This is a genomic window from Kribbella sp. NBC_00889 (assembly GCF_045207705.1).
In the GTDB taxonomy this organism is placed as follows: domain Bacteria; phylum Actinomycetota; class Actinomycetes; order Propionibacteriales; family Kribbellaceae; genus Kribbella.
Map to the genome: position 1 here is coordinate 820,169 of NZ_CP108783.1, position 16,614 is coordinate 836,782.

Annotated in this window: 10 protein-coding genes and 3 rRNA genes; 12 read left to right on the forward strand and 1 reads right to left on the reverse strand. The window is 65.4% G+C overall.

Annotated elements, in window-relative coordinates; all coding sequences use genetic code 11:
* The first annotated feature begins 219 nt into the window (after window positions 1-219).
* From OG817_RS04165 to OG817_RS04190, 6 genes are all read left to right on the forward strand, one after another.
* Window positions 220-1,737 (forward strand): 16S ribosomal RNA (locus OG817_RS04165).
* Between the two features lie 493 nt (window positions 1,738-2,230).
* Window positions 2,231-5,359 (forward strand): 23S ribosomal RNA (locus tag OG817_RS04170).
* Between the two features lie 170 nt (window positions 5,360-5,529).
* Window positions 5,530-5,647, forward strand: a 5S ribosomal RNA gene (rrf, locus tag OG817_RS04175).
* Together the 16S, 23S and 5S rRNA genes form the textbook arrangement of a ribosomal RNA operon.
* A gap of 535 nt (window positions 5,648-6,182) precedes the next feature.
* A complete protein-coding gene (locus OG817_RS04180) occupies window positions 6,183-7,322 on the forward strand; it encodes a hypothetical protein (protein WP_406052288.1) in 1,140 nt (379 codons plus the stop codon).
* The gene (locus tag OG817_RS04185; RefSeq protein ID WP_406052289.1) at window positions 7,319-8,365 is read left to right on the forward strand and encodes a hypothetical protein; all 1,047 of its coding nucleotides are present in this window, start codon (window positions 7,319-7,321) and stop codon (window positions 8,363-8,365) included. The genes OG817_RS04180 and OG817_RS04185 overlap by 4 nt, the downstream gene beginning before the upstream one ends.
* 429 nt (window positions 8,366-8,794) lie before the next feature.
* Window positions 8,795-9,673, forward strand: a complete 879-nt coding sequence (locus OG817_RS04190) for a CHAD domain-containing protein (RefSeq protein WP_406052290.1) — start codon at window positions 8,795-8,797, stop codon at window positions 9,671-9,673.
* A 4-nt stretch (window positions 9,674-9,677) separates the two neighbouring features.
* Here OG817_RS04190 and OG817_RS04195 read toward each other — a convergent pair whose 3' ends face one another.
* Complete coding sequence (locus OG817_RS04195) at window positions 9,678-10,841, reverse strand: DUF1015 domain-containing protein (protein ID WP_406052292.1); 1,164 nt, start codon at window positions 10,839-10,841, stop codon at window positions 9,678-9,680.
* Window positions 10,842-10,865: 24 nt separating this feature from the next.
* Between OG817_RS04195 and OG817_RS04200 the strand changes: the two genes are divergently transcribed.
* The 6 genes from OG817_RS04200 to recN all read left to right on the forward strand — a co-directional run bounded on the left by OG817_RS04200 (window position 10,866) and on the right by recN (window position 16,580).
* A complete protein-coding gene (locus OG817_RS04200) occupies window positions 10,866-11,975 on the forward strand; it encodes an HAD-IIA family hydrolase (protein ID WP_406052293.1) in 1,110 nt (369 codons plus the stop codon).
* A gap of 85 nt (window positions 11,976-12,060) precedes the next feature.
* Window positions 12,061-12,513 carry a polyhydroxyalkanoate synthesis protein PhaF gene (locus OG817_RS04205; RefSeq protein WP_396393641.1) on the forward strand — a complete coding sequence of 151 codons (453 nt, stop codon included), beginning with the start codon at window positions 12,061-12,063 and terminating at the stop codon, window positions 12,511-12,513.
* Window position 12,514: 1 nt separating this feature from the next.
* Window positions 12,515-13,042, forward strand: coding sequence for a hypothetical protein (locus OG817_RS04210; protein WP_406052295.1), 528 nt, complete (start codon window positions 12,515-12,517; stop codon window positions 13,040-13,042).
* A gap of 13 nt (window positions 13,043-13,055) precedes the next feature.
* Window positions 13,056-13,871, forward strand: coding sequence for a TlyA family RNA methyltransferase (locus OG817_RS04215; RefSeq protein ID WP_396393643.1), 816 nt, complete (start codon window positions 13,056-13,058; stop codon window positions 13,869-13,871).
* A gap of 10 nt (window positions 13,872-13,881) precedes the next feature.
* Complete coding sequence (locus OG817_RS04220; RefSeq protein ID WP_406052296.1) at window positions 13,882-14,847, forward strand: NAD kinase; 966 nt, start codon at window positions 13,882-13,884, stop codon at window positions 14,845-14,847.
* Window positions 14,847-16,580 (forward strand): DNA repair protein RecN, encoded by a 1,734-nt coding sequence (gene recN, locus OG817_RS04225; protein ID WP_406052297.1) that lies wholly within the window; start codon window positions 14,847-14,849, stop codon window positions 16,578-16,580. Before OG817_RS04220 ends, recN begins: the two co-directional genes overlap by 1 nt.
* Window positions 16,581-16,614 lie beyond the last annotated feature (34 nt).

Sequence of the window (16,614 nt, forward strand, 5' to 3'; positions counted from 1 at the left end):
AATGCCGAAAGATGCATTATCCCCGTTCATGGGCTTCGGATGATTTTTCTGCTGGGATGCCTTGATGGTGTTTCGGTGGGTGGTTGTTTGTTGTCTGTGGCGGATTCCTTTGAAGTATTTTTATGGATTCAGTCAGTTTGATTGTTTCTGATTCGAAGGATCGTTTTTCGTTTGTCTGTTGTCTGCGGCCCCTTTGGGGTTGTGGTTGACATATAGATTTCAACGGAGAGTTTGATCCTGGCTCAGGACGAACGCTGGCGGCGTGCTTAACACATGCAAGTCGAGCGGTAAGGCCCCTTCGGGGGTACACGAGCGGCGAACGGGTGAGTAACACGTGAGCAACCTACCCTCAACTTTGGGATAAGCCTCGGAAACGGGGTCTAATACCGGATATGATCTCCTGCTTCATGGTGGGGGGTTGAAAGTTCTGGCGGTTGGGGATGGGCTCGCGGCCTATCAGCTTGTTGGTGGGGTAATGGCCTACCAAGGCGTCGACGGGTAGCCGGCCTGAGAGGGCGACCGGCCACACTGGGACTGAGACACGGCCCAGACTCCTACGGGAGGCAGCAGTGGGGAATATTGCGCAATGGACGAAAGTCTGACGCAGCAACGCCGCGTGAGGGATGACGGCCTTCGGGTTGTAAACCTCTTTCAGCAGGGACGAAGCGAGAGTGACGGTACCTGCAGAAGAAGGACCGGCCAACTACGTGCCAGCAGCCGCGGTAATACGTAGGGTCCGAGCGTTGTCCGGAATTATTGGGCGTAAAGGGCTCGTAGGCGGTTCGTCACGTCGGGAGTGAAAACTCGGAGCTTAACTCCGAGCCTGCTTCCGATACGGGCAGACTAGAGGTAGGCAGGGGAGAGCGGAACTCCTGGTGTAGCGGTGGAATGCGCAGATATCAGGAAGAACACCGGTGGCGAAGGCGGCTCTCTGGGCCTTACCTGACGCTGAGGAGCGAAAGCGTGGGTAGCGAACAGGATTAGATACCCTGGTAGTCCACGCCGTAAACGTTGGGCGCTAGGTGTGGGGGACATTCCACGTCCTCCGTGCCGCAGCTAACGCATTAAGCGCCCCGCCTGGGGAGTACGGCCGCAAGGCTAAAACTCAAAGGAATTGACGGGGGCCCGCACAAGCGGCGGAGCATGCGGATTAATTCGATGCAACGCGAAGAACCTTACCTGGGTTTGACATATAGGGAAATCCTCCAGAGATGGGGGGTCCGTAAGGGTCCTATACAGGTGGTGCATGGCTGTCGTCAGCTCGTGTCGTGAGATGTTGGGTTAAGTCCCGCAACGAGCGCAACCCTCGTCCTATGTTGCCAGCACGTTATGGTGGGGACTCATAGGAGACTGCCGGGGTCAACTCGGAGGAAGGTGGGGATGACGTCAAGTCATCATGCCCCTTATGTCCAGGGCTTCACGCATGCTACAATGGCCGGTACAAAGGGCTGCGAAGCTGTAAGGTGGAGCGAATCCCAAAAAGCCGGTCTCAGTTCGGATTGGGGTCTGCAACTCGACCCCATGAAGTCGGAGTCGCTAGTAATCGCAGATCAGCAACGCTGCGGTGAATACGTTCCCGGGCCTTGTACACACCGCCCGTCACGTCATGAAAGTCGGCAACACCCGAAGCCGGTGGCCTAACCCTTGTGGAGGGAGCCGTCGAAGGTGGGGCTGGCGATTAGGACGAAGTCGTAACAAGGTAGCCGTACCGGAAGGTGCGGCTGGATCACCTCCTTTCTAAGGAGCATTCGGCGATCGACCCGCAAGGGTGGTCGTCAATTCGTTGTTTCCTGGACGTTCGTTCCAGGGCGACGGTGCTTCGGAATGTGGAACATTGACCATTAGGCCTGGATCCCGATCGATCGAATCTAGTACTGCAGCTGCTCCTTGTGGGTGGGTGCGTGGAACGTGAGTGAGACCGGGTGAGAGGCCGAGGCGCGCTGTTGGGTCCTGAGAAATCGGGCCTGCTTCCCCTTGGTGGGGGAGTTGGACTGGTTGTCTCTGGGTCACGATCGCACTGGATCCGTGAGGGTTTGGTGTGGTGGGTGGCTGGGGCCGGCTCTCACCAAACCGTTGGTGTGGGTGTCTTGTTCTGGGTGTGTTGTTTCCCTGGGGCTGGGTGTTCACTCGATAGGTGGTGATGGAAGGGCTGGTGTTCCTGCCCGTATTTTGAGAACTGTATAGTGGACGCGAGCATCTCTTTGTAGCGTAATTTTGTTGTTTTGTTTTGTGACAAGCTACTAAGGGCAATCGGTGGATGTCTTGGTACCAAGAGCCGATGAAGGACGTTGGAGCCTGCGATAAGCCCCGGGGAGTTGGCAACCAAGCTGTGATCCGGGGGTGTCCGAATGGGGAAACCCAGCTGGCATTCTAAAGCCAGTTACCAGTGCCTGAACACATAGGGTTCTGGAGGGAACGCGGGGAAGTGAAACATCTCAGTACCCGCAGGAAGAGAAAACAACAGTGATTCCGTGAGTAGTGGCGAGCGAAAGCGGATGAGGCTAAACCATGTGCGTGTGATAGCCGGCGTGCGTTGCGTATGTGGGGTTGTGGGAGCATTCAGACACTAATGCCGTGGTGTCGGAGAGTTATAAATCATCGTTGAAGTCGAATCTTCTGGAATGTTGAGCCGTAGTGGGTTATGGCCCCGTAGGCGTAAGACGGTGACTCTCGAGTGTTTTCCCGAGTAGCACGGGACTCTTGAAATCTTGTGTGAATCTGGCGGGACCACCCGCTAAGCCTAAATACTTCTTGGTGACCGATAGCGGACTAGTACCGTGAGGGAAAGATGAAAAGTACCCCGGGAGGGGAGTGAAATAGTACCTGAAACCGGTTGCCTACAATCCGTCGGAGCATTTCCTTTGTGGGGTGTGACGGCGTGCCTTTTGAAGAATGAGCCTGCGAGTTAGTGGTGTGTGGCGAGGTTAACCCGTGTGGGGTAGCCGTAGCGAAAGCGAGTCTGAATAGGGCGCTTTAGTCGCATGCTCTAGACCCGAAGCGGAGTGATCTATCCATGGGCAGGTTGAAGCGTGGGTAAGACCGCGTGGAGGACCGAACCCACCAGGGTTGAAAACCTGGGGGATGACCTGTGGATAGGGGTGAAAGGCCAATCAAACTCCGTGATAGCTGGTTCTCCCCGAAATGCATATAGGTGCAGCGTCGCGTGTTTCTTACCGGAGGTAGAGCACTGGATGGTCTAGGGGGCTTACCGGCTTACCGAAATCAGCCAAACTCCGAATGCCGGTAAGTGAGAGCGCGGCAGTGAGACTGCGGGGGATAAGCTCCGTAGTCGAGAGGGAAACAGCCCAGATCACCAGCTAAGGCCCCTAAGCGATTGCTAAGTGGAAAAGGATGTGGAGTTGCCCAGACAACCAGGAGGTTGGCTTAGAAGCAGCCACCCTTGAAAGAGTGCGTAATAGCTCACTGGTCAAGTGATTCCGCGCCGACAATGTAGCGGGGCTCAAGCAATCCGCCGAAGCTGTGGCATTCACACTCGTACCCGGCTTCACCTTTCGGGGTGTGGTCCAGGTGTGTGGATGGGTAGGGGAGCGTCGTGCAGCGTGTGAAGCAGCCTAGTGATGGAGTTGTGGATGCTGCACGAGTGAGAATGCAGGCATGAGTAGCGAATGACGGGTGAGAAACCCGTCCGCCGAATGATCAAGGGTTCCAGGGTCAAGCTAATCTGCCCTGGGTAAGTCGGGACCTAAGGCGAGGCCGACAGGCGTAGTCGATGGACAACGGGTTGATATTCCCGTACCGGCATTAACACGACCCGACCGAACCCGCTGATGCTAAGAGCCAGAATCCACAAGGCCTTCGGGTTGAGTGGTGGACGGTTTGACCCGAGGTGGTAGTAGGTGCATTGAGGAGTGACGCAGGAGGGTAGTCCAACCGCGGCGATGGTAGGCGTAAGCTGATCCGCGGGCAAGGTGGTAGGGCGAGGCATAGGCAAATCCGTGTCTCATTGAGCCTGAGAGCCGAGGCGGACCCGTTTAGGGGAAGTGGATGATCCCATGCTGCCGAGAAAAACTTCGCAGTGAGTGTTAGAGCCGCCCGTACCCCAAACCGACACAGGTGATCAGGTAGAGAATACCAAGGCGATCGAGTGAACCATGGTTAAGGAACTCGGCAAAATGCCCCCGTAACTTCGGGAGAAGGGGGGCCGGAACCGTTACCTCACTTGCTGGGGGAAGCGGTGATGGCCGCAGAGACCAGGCCCAAGCGACTGTTTACTAAAAACACAGGTCCGTGCGAAGAAGTAATTCGATGTATACGGACTGACGCCTGCCCGGTGCTGGAACGTTAAGGGGACAGGTTAGCTGGTTTCGGCCGGCGAAGCTTTGAACTTAAGCGCCAGTAAACGGCGGTGGTAACTATAACCATCCTAAGGTAGCGAAATTCCTTGTCGGGTAAGTTCCGACCTGCACGAATGGCGTAACGACTTGGGCGCTGTCTCAACCGTGGACTCGGCGAAATTGCATTACGAGTAAAGATGCTCGTTACGCGCAGCAGGACGGAAAGACCCCGGGACCTTTACTACAACTTGGTATTGGTGGTCGGTACAACTTGTGTAGGATAGGTGGGAGACTGTGAAGCTCGGACGCCAGTTCGGGTGGAGTCATCGTTGAAATACCACTCTGGTTGTTCTGGCTGTCTAACTTTGGTCCGTTATCCGGATCAGGGACAGTGCCTGGTGGGTAGTTTGACTGGGGCGGTCGCCTCCTAAAAGGTAACGGAGGCGCTCAAAGGTTCCCTCAGCCTGGTTGGCAATCAGGTGTCGAGTGTAAGTGCACAAGGGAGCTTGACTGTGAGACAGACATGTCGAGCAGGGACGAAAGTCGGAACTAGTGATCCGGCGGTGGCATGTGGGAGCACCGTCGCTCAACGGATAAAAGGTACCCCGGGGATAACAGGCTGATCTTCCCCAAGAGTCCATATCGACGGGATGGTTTGGCACCTCGATGTCGGCTCGTCGCATCCTGGGGCTGGAGTAGGTCCCAAGGGTTGGGCTGTTCGCCCATTAAAGCGGCACGCGAGCTGGGTTTAGAACGTCGTGAGACAGTTCGGTCCCTATCCGCTGCGCGCGCAGGAGACTTGAGAAGGGCTGCCCCTAGTACGAGAGGACCGGGGTGGACGAACCTCTGGTGTGCCAGTTGTTCCGCCAGGAGCACGGCTGGTTGGCTACGTTCGGGAGTGATAACCGCTGAAAGCATCTAAGCGGGAAGCACGCTTCAAGATGAGGTCTCCCACCGGGTTAACCGGGTAAGGCCCCCAGTAGACCACTGGGTTGATAGGCCAGAAGTGGAAGCATCGCAAGGTGTGTAGCTGACTGGTACTAATAGGCCGAGGGCTTGTCACACACCCACACACTTGTGTGTGGACCGAGACTTTCAAGCTGCGCTATGTAACTAGAGTTGTTCGCGTTCACTGTACGGTTCCCGGAATACGGTCAACCCCAGCCTCACCCGCACCCCGCCGGGGGTGTGTGTGGTTTGAGCAGTAGTGGTTGGTTTGATATTTCGATAGAGTTTCGGTGGCCATAGCGTCGGGGAAACACCCAGTCTCCATTCCGAACCTGGAAGTTAAGCCCGACAGCGCCGATGGTACTGCGACCGGGAGGTCGTGGGAGAGTAGGACGCCGCCGGACATTCACACTGTTAAGGGCCACCCCACAAGGGGTGGCCCTTAACATTTGTCCGGACAACTTCGGCACACGAGCCGCCTGCAGGGAAGCCCTCGATGGGGCTGATCGTTGTAGGTGGCGGTACGTTTGTCCGATTACTGCACTTCAGCATCGTTAGGAGTCACCGTGGCGACGCCACCTCGCAATCCTCACTCCGGTTCAGGGGACCGTCGCGGTTCCTCCGGAGGCAGCGGCCGTTCCGGCCGTGCCGGTGGTGGGCGTTCGGACTCCGGTTCCGGTCGTTCTGGGTTCGGTTCGGGTCGTTCCGGCTCTGGTGGCCCGCGATCCTCGGGCGGTGGGCGTGCCGGCGGGACTGGTGGCTCCAGCAGCTCTGGTGGGCCGCGTTCGTCTGGTGGTTATCGGGGCGCCTCGAGTCGCGGCGACGGACCACGGGCCGGCGGGCCACGTGGGGGTTCGCGTTCTGGTGGGTCTTACCGGGACGGGGATCGTGATGACGCGCGTTCCGAGAACCGGCGGGGTTTTGCCGGCGGACGTGGCGATGACAAGGGTGACCGGGATCCGTTCGGTGGTCAGCTGTCCGGTCAGGACGGCGGTGGACGCGGCTCTGGTCGAGACGACCGCTCTGGCGGTTACACCAGGGACGACCGAGGCGGTGCGGGCCGTAGTTCCGGCGGCGGCCGCGGTGGTCCCCGTCGAGACGACCGTAACGAGCGCTCGGGCGACCGCGGCGGCTACCGCCGCGACGACAGGTCAGGCTCCGGTGACCGCGGCGGCTACCGGGGCGGCGACGATCGCGGTGGCTACCGACGGGATGACCGTGGTGGTGACGATCGCGGTGGCTACCGACGGGACGACCGCGCTGGGCGCGACGACCGCGGTGGCTTCAAGCGTGACGAGCGTTCCGGGTCAAGCGACCGTGGCGGCTATCGCCGGGATGACCGTTCTGGGACCGGGGACCGCGGCGGGTATCGCGGGAATGACCGCGCCGGGGCCGGGGACCGCGGCGGGTATCGCGGGAATGACCGTTCCGGGGGCGGGGACCGCGGCGGGTATCGCGGGAATGACCGTTCCGGGGCCGGGGACCGCGGCGGGTATCGCGGGAATGACCGCGCCGGGGCCGGGGACCGCGGTGGTTATCGCCGTGATGAGCGTGGCGGCAGTCGGCGCGACGACCAGGGGTTCCGGCGTGACGAGCGTCCTGGCGCTGGTGATCGTGGTGGCTATCGCCGTGATGAGCGTGGCGGTGACGACCGTGGTGGCTACCGGCGCGACGACCGATCCGGGCGCGACGACCGTGGCGGTGCTCGGCGGGACGACCGTTCCGGCTCTGGCGACAGAGGCGGCTTCCGTGGAGCTGACCGGTCTGGAGCTGACCGGTCTGGGGCCGGCGATCGGGGCGGATTCCGGCGTGATGAGCGTGGCGGGTCGCGGTCTGACGAGAGGTCTGGGCGGGGCGGTGCTCGTGGGGGCGGGCCGGCTCGTGGCGAGCGTGGCGCGTTTCGGCGGGATGAGCGTGGGGGTGACTCGCGCGGCCGCGGTGGTTCTCAACGCGACGGGCGGGATGACCGCCGCGGCGGGTTCCGGCGGGACGAGCGTGGCGAGGAGAAGGCCGGCCCGCGTCGGGACGACCCGGCGATTCCGGAAGGGATCACCGGAGCCGAGCTCGACCGCGGTGTGAAGGCCGAGCTGCGGTCGTTGCCGCGGAGCCTCGCCGACCTCGTCGCGCAGCACCTGGTCGCGTCCGGGCGGCTCCTCGACGACGATCCCGAGCTCGCGTACAAGCACGCCCGTACCGCACGGCGGTTGGCCGCGCGGCTCGGCGGCGTACGGGAAGCTGTGGCGATCACGGCGTACCTGGCTGAGCATTACGACGAGGCGCTGACCGAGTTCCGGGCGGTACGGCGGATGACCGGGAACCATGAGGTTCTCGCGATGATGGCCGACTGCGAGCGCGCGCTCGGGCGGCCGGACAAGGCGCTCGCGCTGGCGCGGGACAAGCACGTCCACGACGTCTCGGAGGCCACGCAGATCGAACTGCTGATCGTGGCGGCCGGTGCGCGCCGCGACATGAAGCAGCTCGCGGCGGCGATCCAGACACTCGAGGTGCCGGAACTCACCAAGCGCACGCGCGCCGAGTGGTTGCCGCGGCTGCGATACGCGTACGCCGACGCCCTCGAAGCAGCCGGACGCACCGAAGACGCCCTCGAGTGGTTCCACCGCGCCGCCGGCGCCGACGCCGACGGCTCCACCGGCGCCGCCGAACGAGCCGCCCAGTTAGAAGGCCTCGAGTTCACCGACCTGGACGAAGACGACGACTACGACGAGCCCACCGACGAAGCAGACCTGGTGGACGAATCCGAGCCCACCGACGAGCCCGAGCTGGTAGATGAAGCCGAGTCCATCGACGAGCCCGAGCTGGTGGATGAAGCCGAGTCCATCGACGAAACTGAGCTGGCGGACGACCCCGCCACGACCGATGAAGCCGAATCGGCGGACGAATCCGCCCTAGCCGATGAAGCCGAGCTCGCGGACGAGCCCGAGACCGCCGACGAAGCCGACCAGGCCGATGAAGTCGAGCTCGTGGACGAGCCCGCCGACGAAGCCAACCTGGTAGATGAAGCCGAGCTCGTGGATGAAGACGACGTGCCCGCCGACGAGGCAGAGTTTCCGGACGAGCCCGCGCCGGCCGACACCGAAACGCCCGAGAAGCCCGAGAACTAACCGCATAGCCGCGCTGCGCGCGGCCGCGGGGAGCTGAAGAGCCTACGGCGCGCTGGAGCTTGGCGCAGGCGCACCGAGCGGGTTTGTGCGGTGATGGAGAGCGGGAGTGGCACGGCGGGCGCTCGAACGTGGCGCAGCCGTGCTACACGCGTTTGCGCGGCGGTGGGAGAGCGGCCACGGCCGCGAGACTGCGCCGCGTGTCGCCGGGCGGTGATGAAGACGCACATGGCGGGAGCGTGGCGTCGCCGAGGGCATGAGCACGCTGGCACGGAGCTTGCGAAGCACGAGACTAACGGAGCCGCGTCAGTGTGCGGTCGGATGGGCTGCGCGGGGGCTCGTGAGTTGCGGTGGGATGCGTGCGGGGGCACGGAAGCGAGACTGTGGGGCGGTGAGGTTCTGCTTGTTGGTTGATGCGGGGAGAATGGGGTGATGGGTGAGAGTTTGGGTGGTTGGGCCGGGGCTTTGAGTGCGGAGGCTCCGGTGGGGGTGTTGGTGGGGAACGCGCTCACCAAGGGGGCTGCTCGGTTGCAAGGGGCGGTTTTGATGGTGGAGAAGGGTGAGGACGACGCCATCCACCAGGTTCGGGTTTCGTGCCGGCGGTTGCGGAGTGATCTGAAGCTGTTTCGGAAGTTGCTGGCGGGCGACTGGTCGAAGGAGCTGCGGAGCGACCTGTCCGCGTTGGCGAACGCGTGTGGGGAGGCCCGCGATCTCGAGGTGATCGCGGCGCTCGTTCGTGAGAACGCGAACAGCGAGGACGACGAGGAGCACGTCGAGACGATCCTGACGACGCTGACCGTGGGCCTGGATCGGGCTGCCAAGCGGTCGGCCGAGGTCGTGACCGGTGAGAGTACGGCGGAACTCCTGCAGACCCTCGAAGTGGTCGCGGCGGCGCCGGACCTCAAGCCCGACGCGAGCAAGCCCTGCGGCGAGGTCCTGCCTGAGCTGCTGGCCGCGGCGAACGAGGCGTTCACACAGGAAGCCGACAAGCTCAAGCCCTGGACAGTTGACGACCACTGGCACGAGGTGCGTCTGTTGGCCAAAAGAGTCCGGTACGCCGCCGACACCAGCGCAGCTGTGCTCGGTGACGAAGCGAAGGCGACCGCGACCCAGGCCGCCAAGTACCAGGAGTTGCTCGGCCAGCACCAGGACCACTGCGCCGCCGCAGACGCGCTGACCGCCATGGCAGCGGACGCAGCAGCCCAGGACGACCCAGAGCTCTCGTTCACCCTCGGCCGCCTCACAGAGCGCCACCGCGCCGCCCGCAGGCCCCTCCGCGAAGAGTTCCTGAGCCTCTACCACAGGCCCTAGCCGGTCACAGCGTCCGGAACAGCAGCCCGACCCGCGGCTTGGGGCCGAACGATGTTGCCTTCTGTGGCAGCACAATGCCTTGCGCGGCGGAGCGCAGTACCTGGTCCATCCGGGGCGCTGTGAGCTCCACAACCGCCTGCTGTGGACCAGCCAGCGCCAGAGCGTCTGACAGCGCGTGGTGGAAGCTGATGTCTTCCTCAACGACGCCCCACACCGGCAGCAGCTCCCGATGCAGCATCGAGACCGTCGGAGCCTCCTGCCCGGCTGTTGACCGCACTGTCACCCAGCTGGCCCCATCCGTCACCGCAATCCGGTCCGGTACACCCTGTACGCGTCCAGGTAGCACCTGCCAGCCGGCCGGCGTACGGGAGCGGACCGTGGCCAGGTCCAGACCCGGTATGACGCGGTGGATCGGGTCCAACGTGAGTGGGTGCCGGCCGTGGTCGACGAGCATGGCCAGACCGACCGACGCCCCCTGCCGTCCGGGCTCACGCTTCAGCCGTTCCAGGTACGCCGCGTAGCGGTGGTGGCCGTCGGCAATGAGCGCCTCGTGCTTCGACAGTTCGCCGGAGATGGTTGCCAGCACAGCTGGGTCCTCGATGCGCCAGATGCGGTGCAGGGCGGTGCCGTTCTGCGTCTCGGCTTCAACCCACGGCTCTCCGGCCCGTGCTGCGTCGACAGCGTCGCTGGCCGCGCCTCCGTCGGCGTACGCGAGCAGGATGGGCTCCAGGTCGGCGTCCGTGGCCTCCATCAGCTGGAGCCGGTCGTCGACCCAGTGCGGCATCACATCCTCGTGGGGCAGCACCACTTGGCGGGCCGGATCCAGGCTCAGTGACCCGACGAGGCCGCAGAGCAGCGCGCTGCCCAGTTGCTGCTCGTACACGTAGAGGGCGGGCCGTGGGTCCTGCACAACCACACCGGCGCGTTGCCAACCGGCGAGCCGTCGGGCCGGCTCGTCGTACCGGCCGGAACCGAGCTCCGGATCGCGTGGAAGGATGAGCCTCACCATGTTGTGCAGATCAGAGTCAGTCAGCCGCCGGACGATGGCGGGTTCGAGTACGTCGTACGGCGGCGAGGTGACGGCGCCGAGCGCGCTCACCTTCCCGGCCACGAACCGCCAGGCACGCAGTGGGTCGAGTCGTAGCACGCTCCCCCTCGAATCCGGCATGGGCGGCATCGTACGGCGGGAAGCATGAGCGCGGAACGAAATGCGCCCCCGCCGCTGTCGGCGTGTGACGAACCGCTCGCCAGCCGGTACGACGTGGCGCTGCTCGACCTGGACGGTGTCGTCTACGTCGGGCCGGATCCGGTTCCGGACGCGCCGGAGAACCTGCGCAAGGCCTCCAAGGAGGGCATGCGGATCGGCTACATCACCAACAACGCGAGCCGGCCGGCGCGGGTCGTTGCCGAGCACCTCGCGTCGTTCGGTCTGGAGGTGATCGCCGACGACGTGGTCACGTCCGCGCAGGCGGCGGCGAAGCTGGTCGCGAACGACTTCCCGCAGGGCTCGCCGGTGCTCGTGGTCGGCGGGGAAGGGCTGTACTCCGCGCTGGAGGAGTACGGGATGAACCCGGTCCGGAGCAGCGACTCGCACCCGGTGGCGGTCGTTCAGGGATTCCACCCGGAGGTGAACTGGGTGATGCTCGCGGACGGCGCGCATGCGATCAACGAGGGCGCGAAGTGGTACGCGACCAACCTGGACCTGACCATCCCGACCGCGGCCGGGATGGCACCGGGCAACGGGACGCTGGTACAGGCGATCCGGGCCGCCGTCGGCGTGGACCCGATCGTGGCGGGCAAGCCGGAGCCGCCGCTGCTGGAGACGAGCATCGAGCGGCTCGAGGCGAAGCGGCCGTTGATGATCGGGGACCGGCTGGACTCCGACATCGCGGGTGCGCACGCGGTCGGCATCGCGAGCCTGTGGGTCGCGACCGGTGTGAATGACCCTCACGACCTGGCTCGCGCGCCGAAGAACCAGCGTCCGACGTACATCGCGCCCGGCCTGGGGGCGTTGGCGCAGAAGCAGCCGGGTGTGACGGTCGAGGGCGGCAAGCACACGTGTGAGGGCTGGACTGCCGAGGTAGTGAACAACGCTGTGTCGGTGAAGGGCGAGGGCGCGCCGTACGACGGCCTGCGGGCGATCCTGTCCGCGGTGTGGGCCGCGGTCGACGCGCCGCCGAAGCCGGCCGCCAAGACGGCGAAAACCGCCGGCCGCAGCCGCCGCCCGCTGCCCAAGCCCGCTCCGACCCCCGACTCGATCGCGATCGACGCCGCGCTCCACCGCATCGGCCTGGAAACCTGAGGCGCTAAACCGCTCAAGGGCGGTGGCAGGGTGGTGTTGGGGTGGGGAGGCGATACCGTTGCTGGGACGAAGCGAGGAGGCAGTCATGGTTCTGGACGCACTGCGAGGCTACGTACAACTGGCGAGCGGACTGACCGAGGTCACCAGGCAGAGAGCCCAGGCGGCGGCGAAGGCACTGCTGCAGCAGACCGGCGCGGACACGCTGACGACCGGGCTGACCAGCAAGGTGAGCGAGCTGACCGACGAGATCGTTGCCACCAGCAAGAGCAACCGTCAGCTGCTGCAGGCGATCGTGTCGAACGAGGTCGAGGGCGCGGTGGCGCGGCTCGGGTTCGTTCGCTCGGAGGAGGTCGCAGGGCTGACCCGCCGGGTGCAGAAGCTGGAGAGGGAGCTCGCCGAGGAGCGTGCCGCCGGGCCGGCCGGCGATGTCGCCGTACACGCACCGAAGCATCCGGCCAAGAAGTCCGCGGCGAAGAAGGCGGCGAAGAAGGCTGCCGCGAAGAAGGCGGCGGCCAAGAAGACGGCGAAGAAGGCGTGACGTGACCGAGCATCCTGGCGAGCAGTTCCCGCCGGACGTCGACCCCGACGTCGAGCCGGGGTTCGAGCCGCACCCGGCCGAGGAGGCGCCCGCCGTCCCCGACTACGACGCCGAGCCCGGCTCACAGAGCTTCGAGTACGCCGACTCGGCAGGCGAGGCATCCGGCGACGAGTCCGGTGAGCCTGGGCATGTGGATCCGGCCGAGGTGGAGTTCGGGCCCGAGTTCGCCCGCGAGCCTGGGCAGGAATACGAACACCCCTACGAAGCCGAATCAGCCGAACCCGAGCACCAAGCCGAACCCGAGCACCAAGCCGAACCGGAGCACCAGGCCGAGCCCGAGCACCATCAGGCCGAGGCCGACCAGCACGAAGGTGAGGCGGGGCATCCGTTGGTGGATGAGGTGATGGGCCGGCTGGACGAGTTGCGCGAGCGGCCCGTAGACGAGCACGCCGAGGTGTACGCCGACCTGCACGAGCGACTGCAGAGTGCCTTGGTGGAAGCGGATGCCGAGCACGGCGACCGTGGCTGACCGGAAGGTCTGAGTGGCCAAAGGAGTCAAGCGATCCCGGCTGGACGCCGAGCTGGTACGGCGCGGCCTGGCGCGGTCCCGGGAGCACGCTAGTGAGCTGATCGCGGCGGGCAAGGTGAAGGTGTCCGGCACCGTCGCCTCCAAGCCCGCGACCGGTGTCGGTGCCGACGCCCCGATCGTCGTCGACACCTCCGAAACAGACGACCCCGGCTACGCGAGCCGTGGCGCGCACAAGCTGGTCGGTGCGCTGGAGGCCTTCAGCGCTGTTCAGGTGAAGGGTCGCCGGTGCCTCGACGCGGGCGCGTCCACGGGCGGATTCACCGACGTACTGCTGCGCAACGAGGCAGCGCACGTGATCGCCGTCGATGTCGGGTACGGCCAGCTGGTGTGGTCGTTGCAGACCGACGAGCGGGTCACGGTGATGGACCGGACCAACGTCCGTACGCTCACCCTCGACGACATCGGCGGTGAACCGGTTGAGCTCGTCGTCAGCGACCTCAGTTTCATCTCGCTCACGCTCGTTCTGCCCGCGCTGATCGGGGTGGTGACGCCGGACGGCGACCTGATGCTGATGGTGAAGCCGCAGTTCGAGGTCGGCAAGGAGCGGCTCGGCAAGGGCGGCGTCGTCCGCGACCCGGAGTTGCGCGCGGACGCGGTCCGGAGCGTTGCGGCCAAGGCCCAGGAACTCGGCTGGGGTATTCAGGGAGTGGCCGCCAGCCCGTTGCCTGGTCCGTCAGGAAATGTCGAATACTTCCTGTGGATACGCCGGAATGCACCGCCTCTCGATGAGACGATGCTCCAGACCGCCATCGAGCGCGGTCCGCAGTGAAGGAGGCAGGGTGGTAGAGCACGAGCCGCGGCGCGTGCTGGTGGTGACGCACACCGGCCGGGAGCAGGCGGTCGAGGTGGCCCGGGCCGCGCACCGGCTGCTGACCGACGCCGGTCTGCAGGTCCGCCTGCTCGGCGACGAGGCCGAGGCGCTGAAGCTCGAGCCGGCCGAGGTCGTCGACGACCACGAGAAGGCTGCGCTGGACGTCGAGCTGATCATGGTGCTCGGCGGTGACGGCTCGATCCTGCGCGGTGCCGAGCTGGCCCGCCCGCACGGTACGCCGGTGCTCGGGGTGAACCTGGGCCATGTCGGGTTCCTGGCCGAGGCCGAGGTGGACGACCTGGAGCGGATCGTCCAGGTGGTGGTCGATCGCAGCTACACGGTCGAGGAGCGGATGACGCTGGCGGTCGAGGTCCGGCTGGCCGGCGAGCTGATCTTCGACACCTGGGCGCTGAACGAGGCGAGCATCGAGAAGGCAGCCCGCGAGAAGATGCTCGAGGTGCTGGTGGAGGTGGACGACCGCCCGCTGTCCCGCTGGGGCTGCGACGGCGTCGTCGTGGCGACACCCACCGGCAGTACGGCGTACGCGTTCTCCGCAGGTGGTCCGATCGTCTGGCCCGAGGTCGAGGCGATCCTGATGGTGCCGCTGAGCGCGCACGCGCTGTTCTCCCGGCCGATCGTGGTGGCACCGACGTCGCGGCTGTCGATCGAGCTGGTCCCGTCCTGGCATGGTCGCGGCGTGCTGTGGTGCGACGGCCGCCGGATGGTCGAGGTGCCGCCCGGTGCCGAGATCGAGGTCCGGCGCGGCACGACCCCGGTCCGGCTCGCCCGGGCCCACGAGGCGCCGTTCACCGACCGGCTGGTGGCGAAGTTCGACCTCCCGGTGCTCGGCTGGCGCGGCGCCGCCGAGCGCAAACGCAACGGCAGCACCCACCGCAACGGCGACAACGGCAGCAACAGCCAACAGGAGACCTGATGCTCTCTGAGATCCGCATCACCGGGCTGGGCGTGATCGAGGACGCCACGCTGGACCTCGATCCGGGGTTCACCGCGGTGACCGGCGAGACCGGCGCCGGCAAGACGATGGTCGTGACCGGCGTGAACATGCTGCTCGGTGGGCGTGCGGACAGCGGCCTGGTGCGGCACGGGACCCGTCGCGCCCGGGTCGAGGGCCGGGCCAGCGGCGTGCCGAAGTCGATCGTGCAGCAGGCCGAGGACCGCGGCGGCGAGCTGGACGACGACGAGCTGCTGATCGCCCGCGAGCTGTCCGCCGAGGGTCGATCCCGCGCGTTCCTGGGCGGTGCATCCGTACCGGTGTCCGTGCTGGGCGAGGTGTCCGGCGATCTGGTCGCGATCCACGGCCAGGCGGACCAGTGGCGGCTGCTGCAGCCCGCGCGGCAGCGCGAGACTCTCGACACCTTCGCCGGGAAGCCGCTGCTCGTGCCCTTGCAGGAGTACGTCGCTGCCTACAAGCGCCACCGTCAGGTCGAGGCCGAGCTCATCGAGCTGACCACGCGCCAGCGTGATCGTCTGGCCGAGGCGGACCTGCTGCGCTTCGGCCTCGACGAGGTCGCGAAGGCCGAGCCACTGCCGGGCGAGGACACCGAGCTCGCCGCCGAGGAGGACCGTCTCGCGTACGCCGACGGCCTGCGTACGGCGGCCACCACGGCAGCCGACGCGCTGGCCTCCGAAGAGGACCAGGACTCCACCCGGCCGAACGACGTACTCGGTCTGCTCGCCCTCACCAAGCAGGTGCTGGACGCGGAACGCGAGCACGACCAGAAGCTCGCGGATCTCGCGGACCGGGCCGGCGAGCTCGGTTACCTGGCAGCTGATCTGGCCGGCGAGCTCTCGTCGTACGCCACTGATGTGGACACCGATCCGGCACGGCTGGCGGTGGTGAGCGAGCGGCGGGCGTTGCTGACCAGTCTGGTTCGCAAGTACGGCGCTGAGCAGGGCACTGTGGACGAGGTGCTCGAGTGGACAAAGCGGTCCGCATCCAGACTGGCCGAGCTGGACGGCAGCGACGAGCGCGTCGAGCTCCTGACCGCTGAGCTGTCCGAGCTCGACGCGAAGCTCGCGAAGCTCGGCCGGCAGATGCGGGAAGCGCGGATCGAGGCGGCCGAGCGACTCGGCGTCGCAGTGTCCGAGGAGCTGACCGGACTGGCGATGCCGCACGCGAAGCTGTCGGTCGAGGTGCACGAGACCACGGCCGGGCCGTTCGGCATCGACGAGGTCGAGTTCTGCTTCGCGGCGAACCCGGGCAGCCCGGCCCGCCCGCTGCAGAAGGCCGCGTCCGGCGGTGAGTTGTCCCGGGTGATGCTCGCGCTCGAGGTGATCCTGTCCGACACGCATCCGGTGCCGACGCTGGTGTTCGACGAGATCGACGCGGGGATCGGAGGCCGGGCCGCGGTCGAGGTCGGCAAGCGGCTGGCCCGGCTGGCGGAGAAGACGCAGGTGATCGTGGTGACGCACCTGCCGCAGGTTGCCGCGTTCGCGGACCGTCACGCTGTGGTGCTGAAGAGCGACGACGGCTCGGTCACCACGAGTGGTCTGGTCGCGCTGGACGAGGACGCGCGGCTGAAGGAACTCTCCCGGATGATGGCCGGCCTGGAGAATTCCGACGCCGCCCAGGCGCACGCCGAAGAATTGCTGGCGCTCGCCGCCGAACGGCACAAACCGCGGAAGAAGAATCGTCCCAAAGGATGATTTGACGCACAGTCACCGTTAATTCAGTGCGTGA

Coding starts and splice junctions, on each gene's coding strand:
- OG817_RS04180 (WP_406052288.1), top strand. CDS start 6,183: ATGACAAGGGTGACCGGGATCCGTTCGGTGGTCAGCTGTCCGGTCAGG.
- OG817_RS04190 (WP_406052290.1), top strand. CDS start 8,795: ATGGGTGAGAGTTTGGGTGGTTGGGCCGGGGCTTTGAGTGCGGAGGCT.
- OG817_RS04195 (WP_406052292.1), bottom strand. CDS start 10,841: ATGCCGGATTCGAGGGGGAGCGTGCTACGACTCGACCCACTGCGTGCC.
- OG817_RS04200 (WP_406052293.1), top strand. CDS start 10,866: ATGAGCGCGGAACGAAATGCGCCCCCGCCGCTGTCGGCGTGTGACGAA.
- OG817_RS04205 (WP_396393641.1), top strand. CDS start 12,061: ATGGTTCTGGACGCACTGCGAGGCTACGTACAACTGGCGAGCGGACTG.
- recN (WP_406052297.1), top strand. CDS start 14,847: ATGCTCTCTGAGATCCGCATCACCGGGCTGGGCGTGATCGAGGACGCC.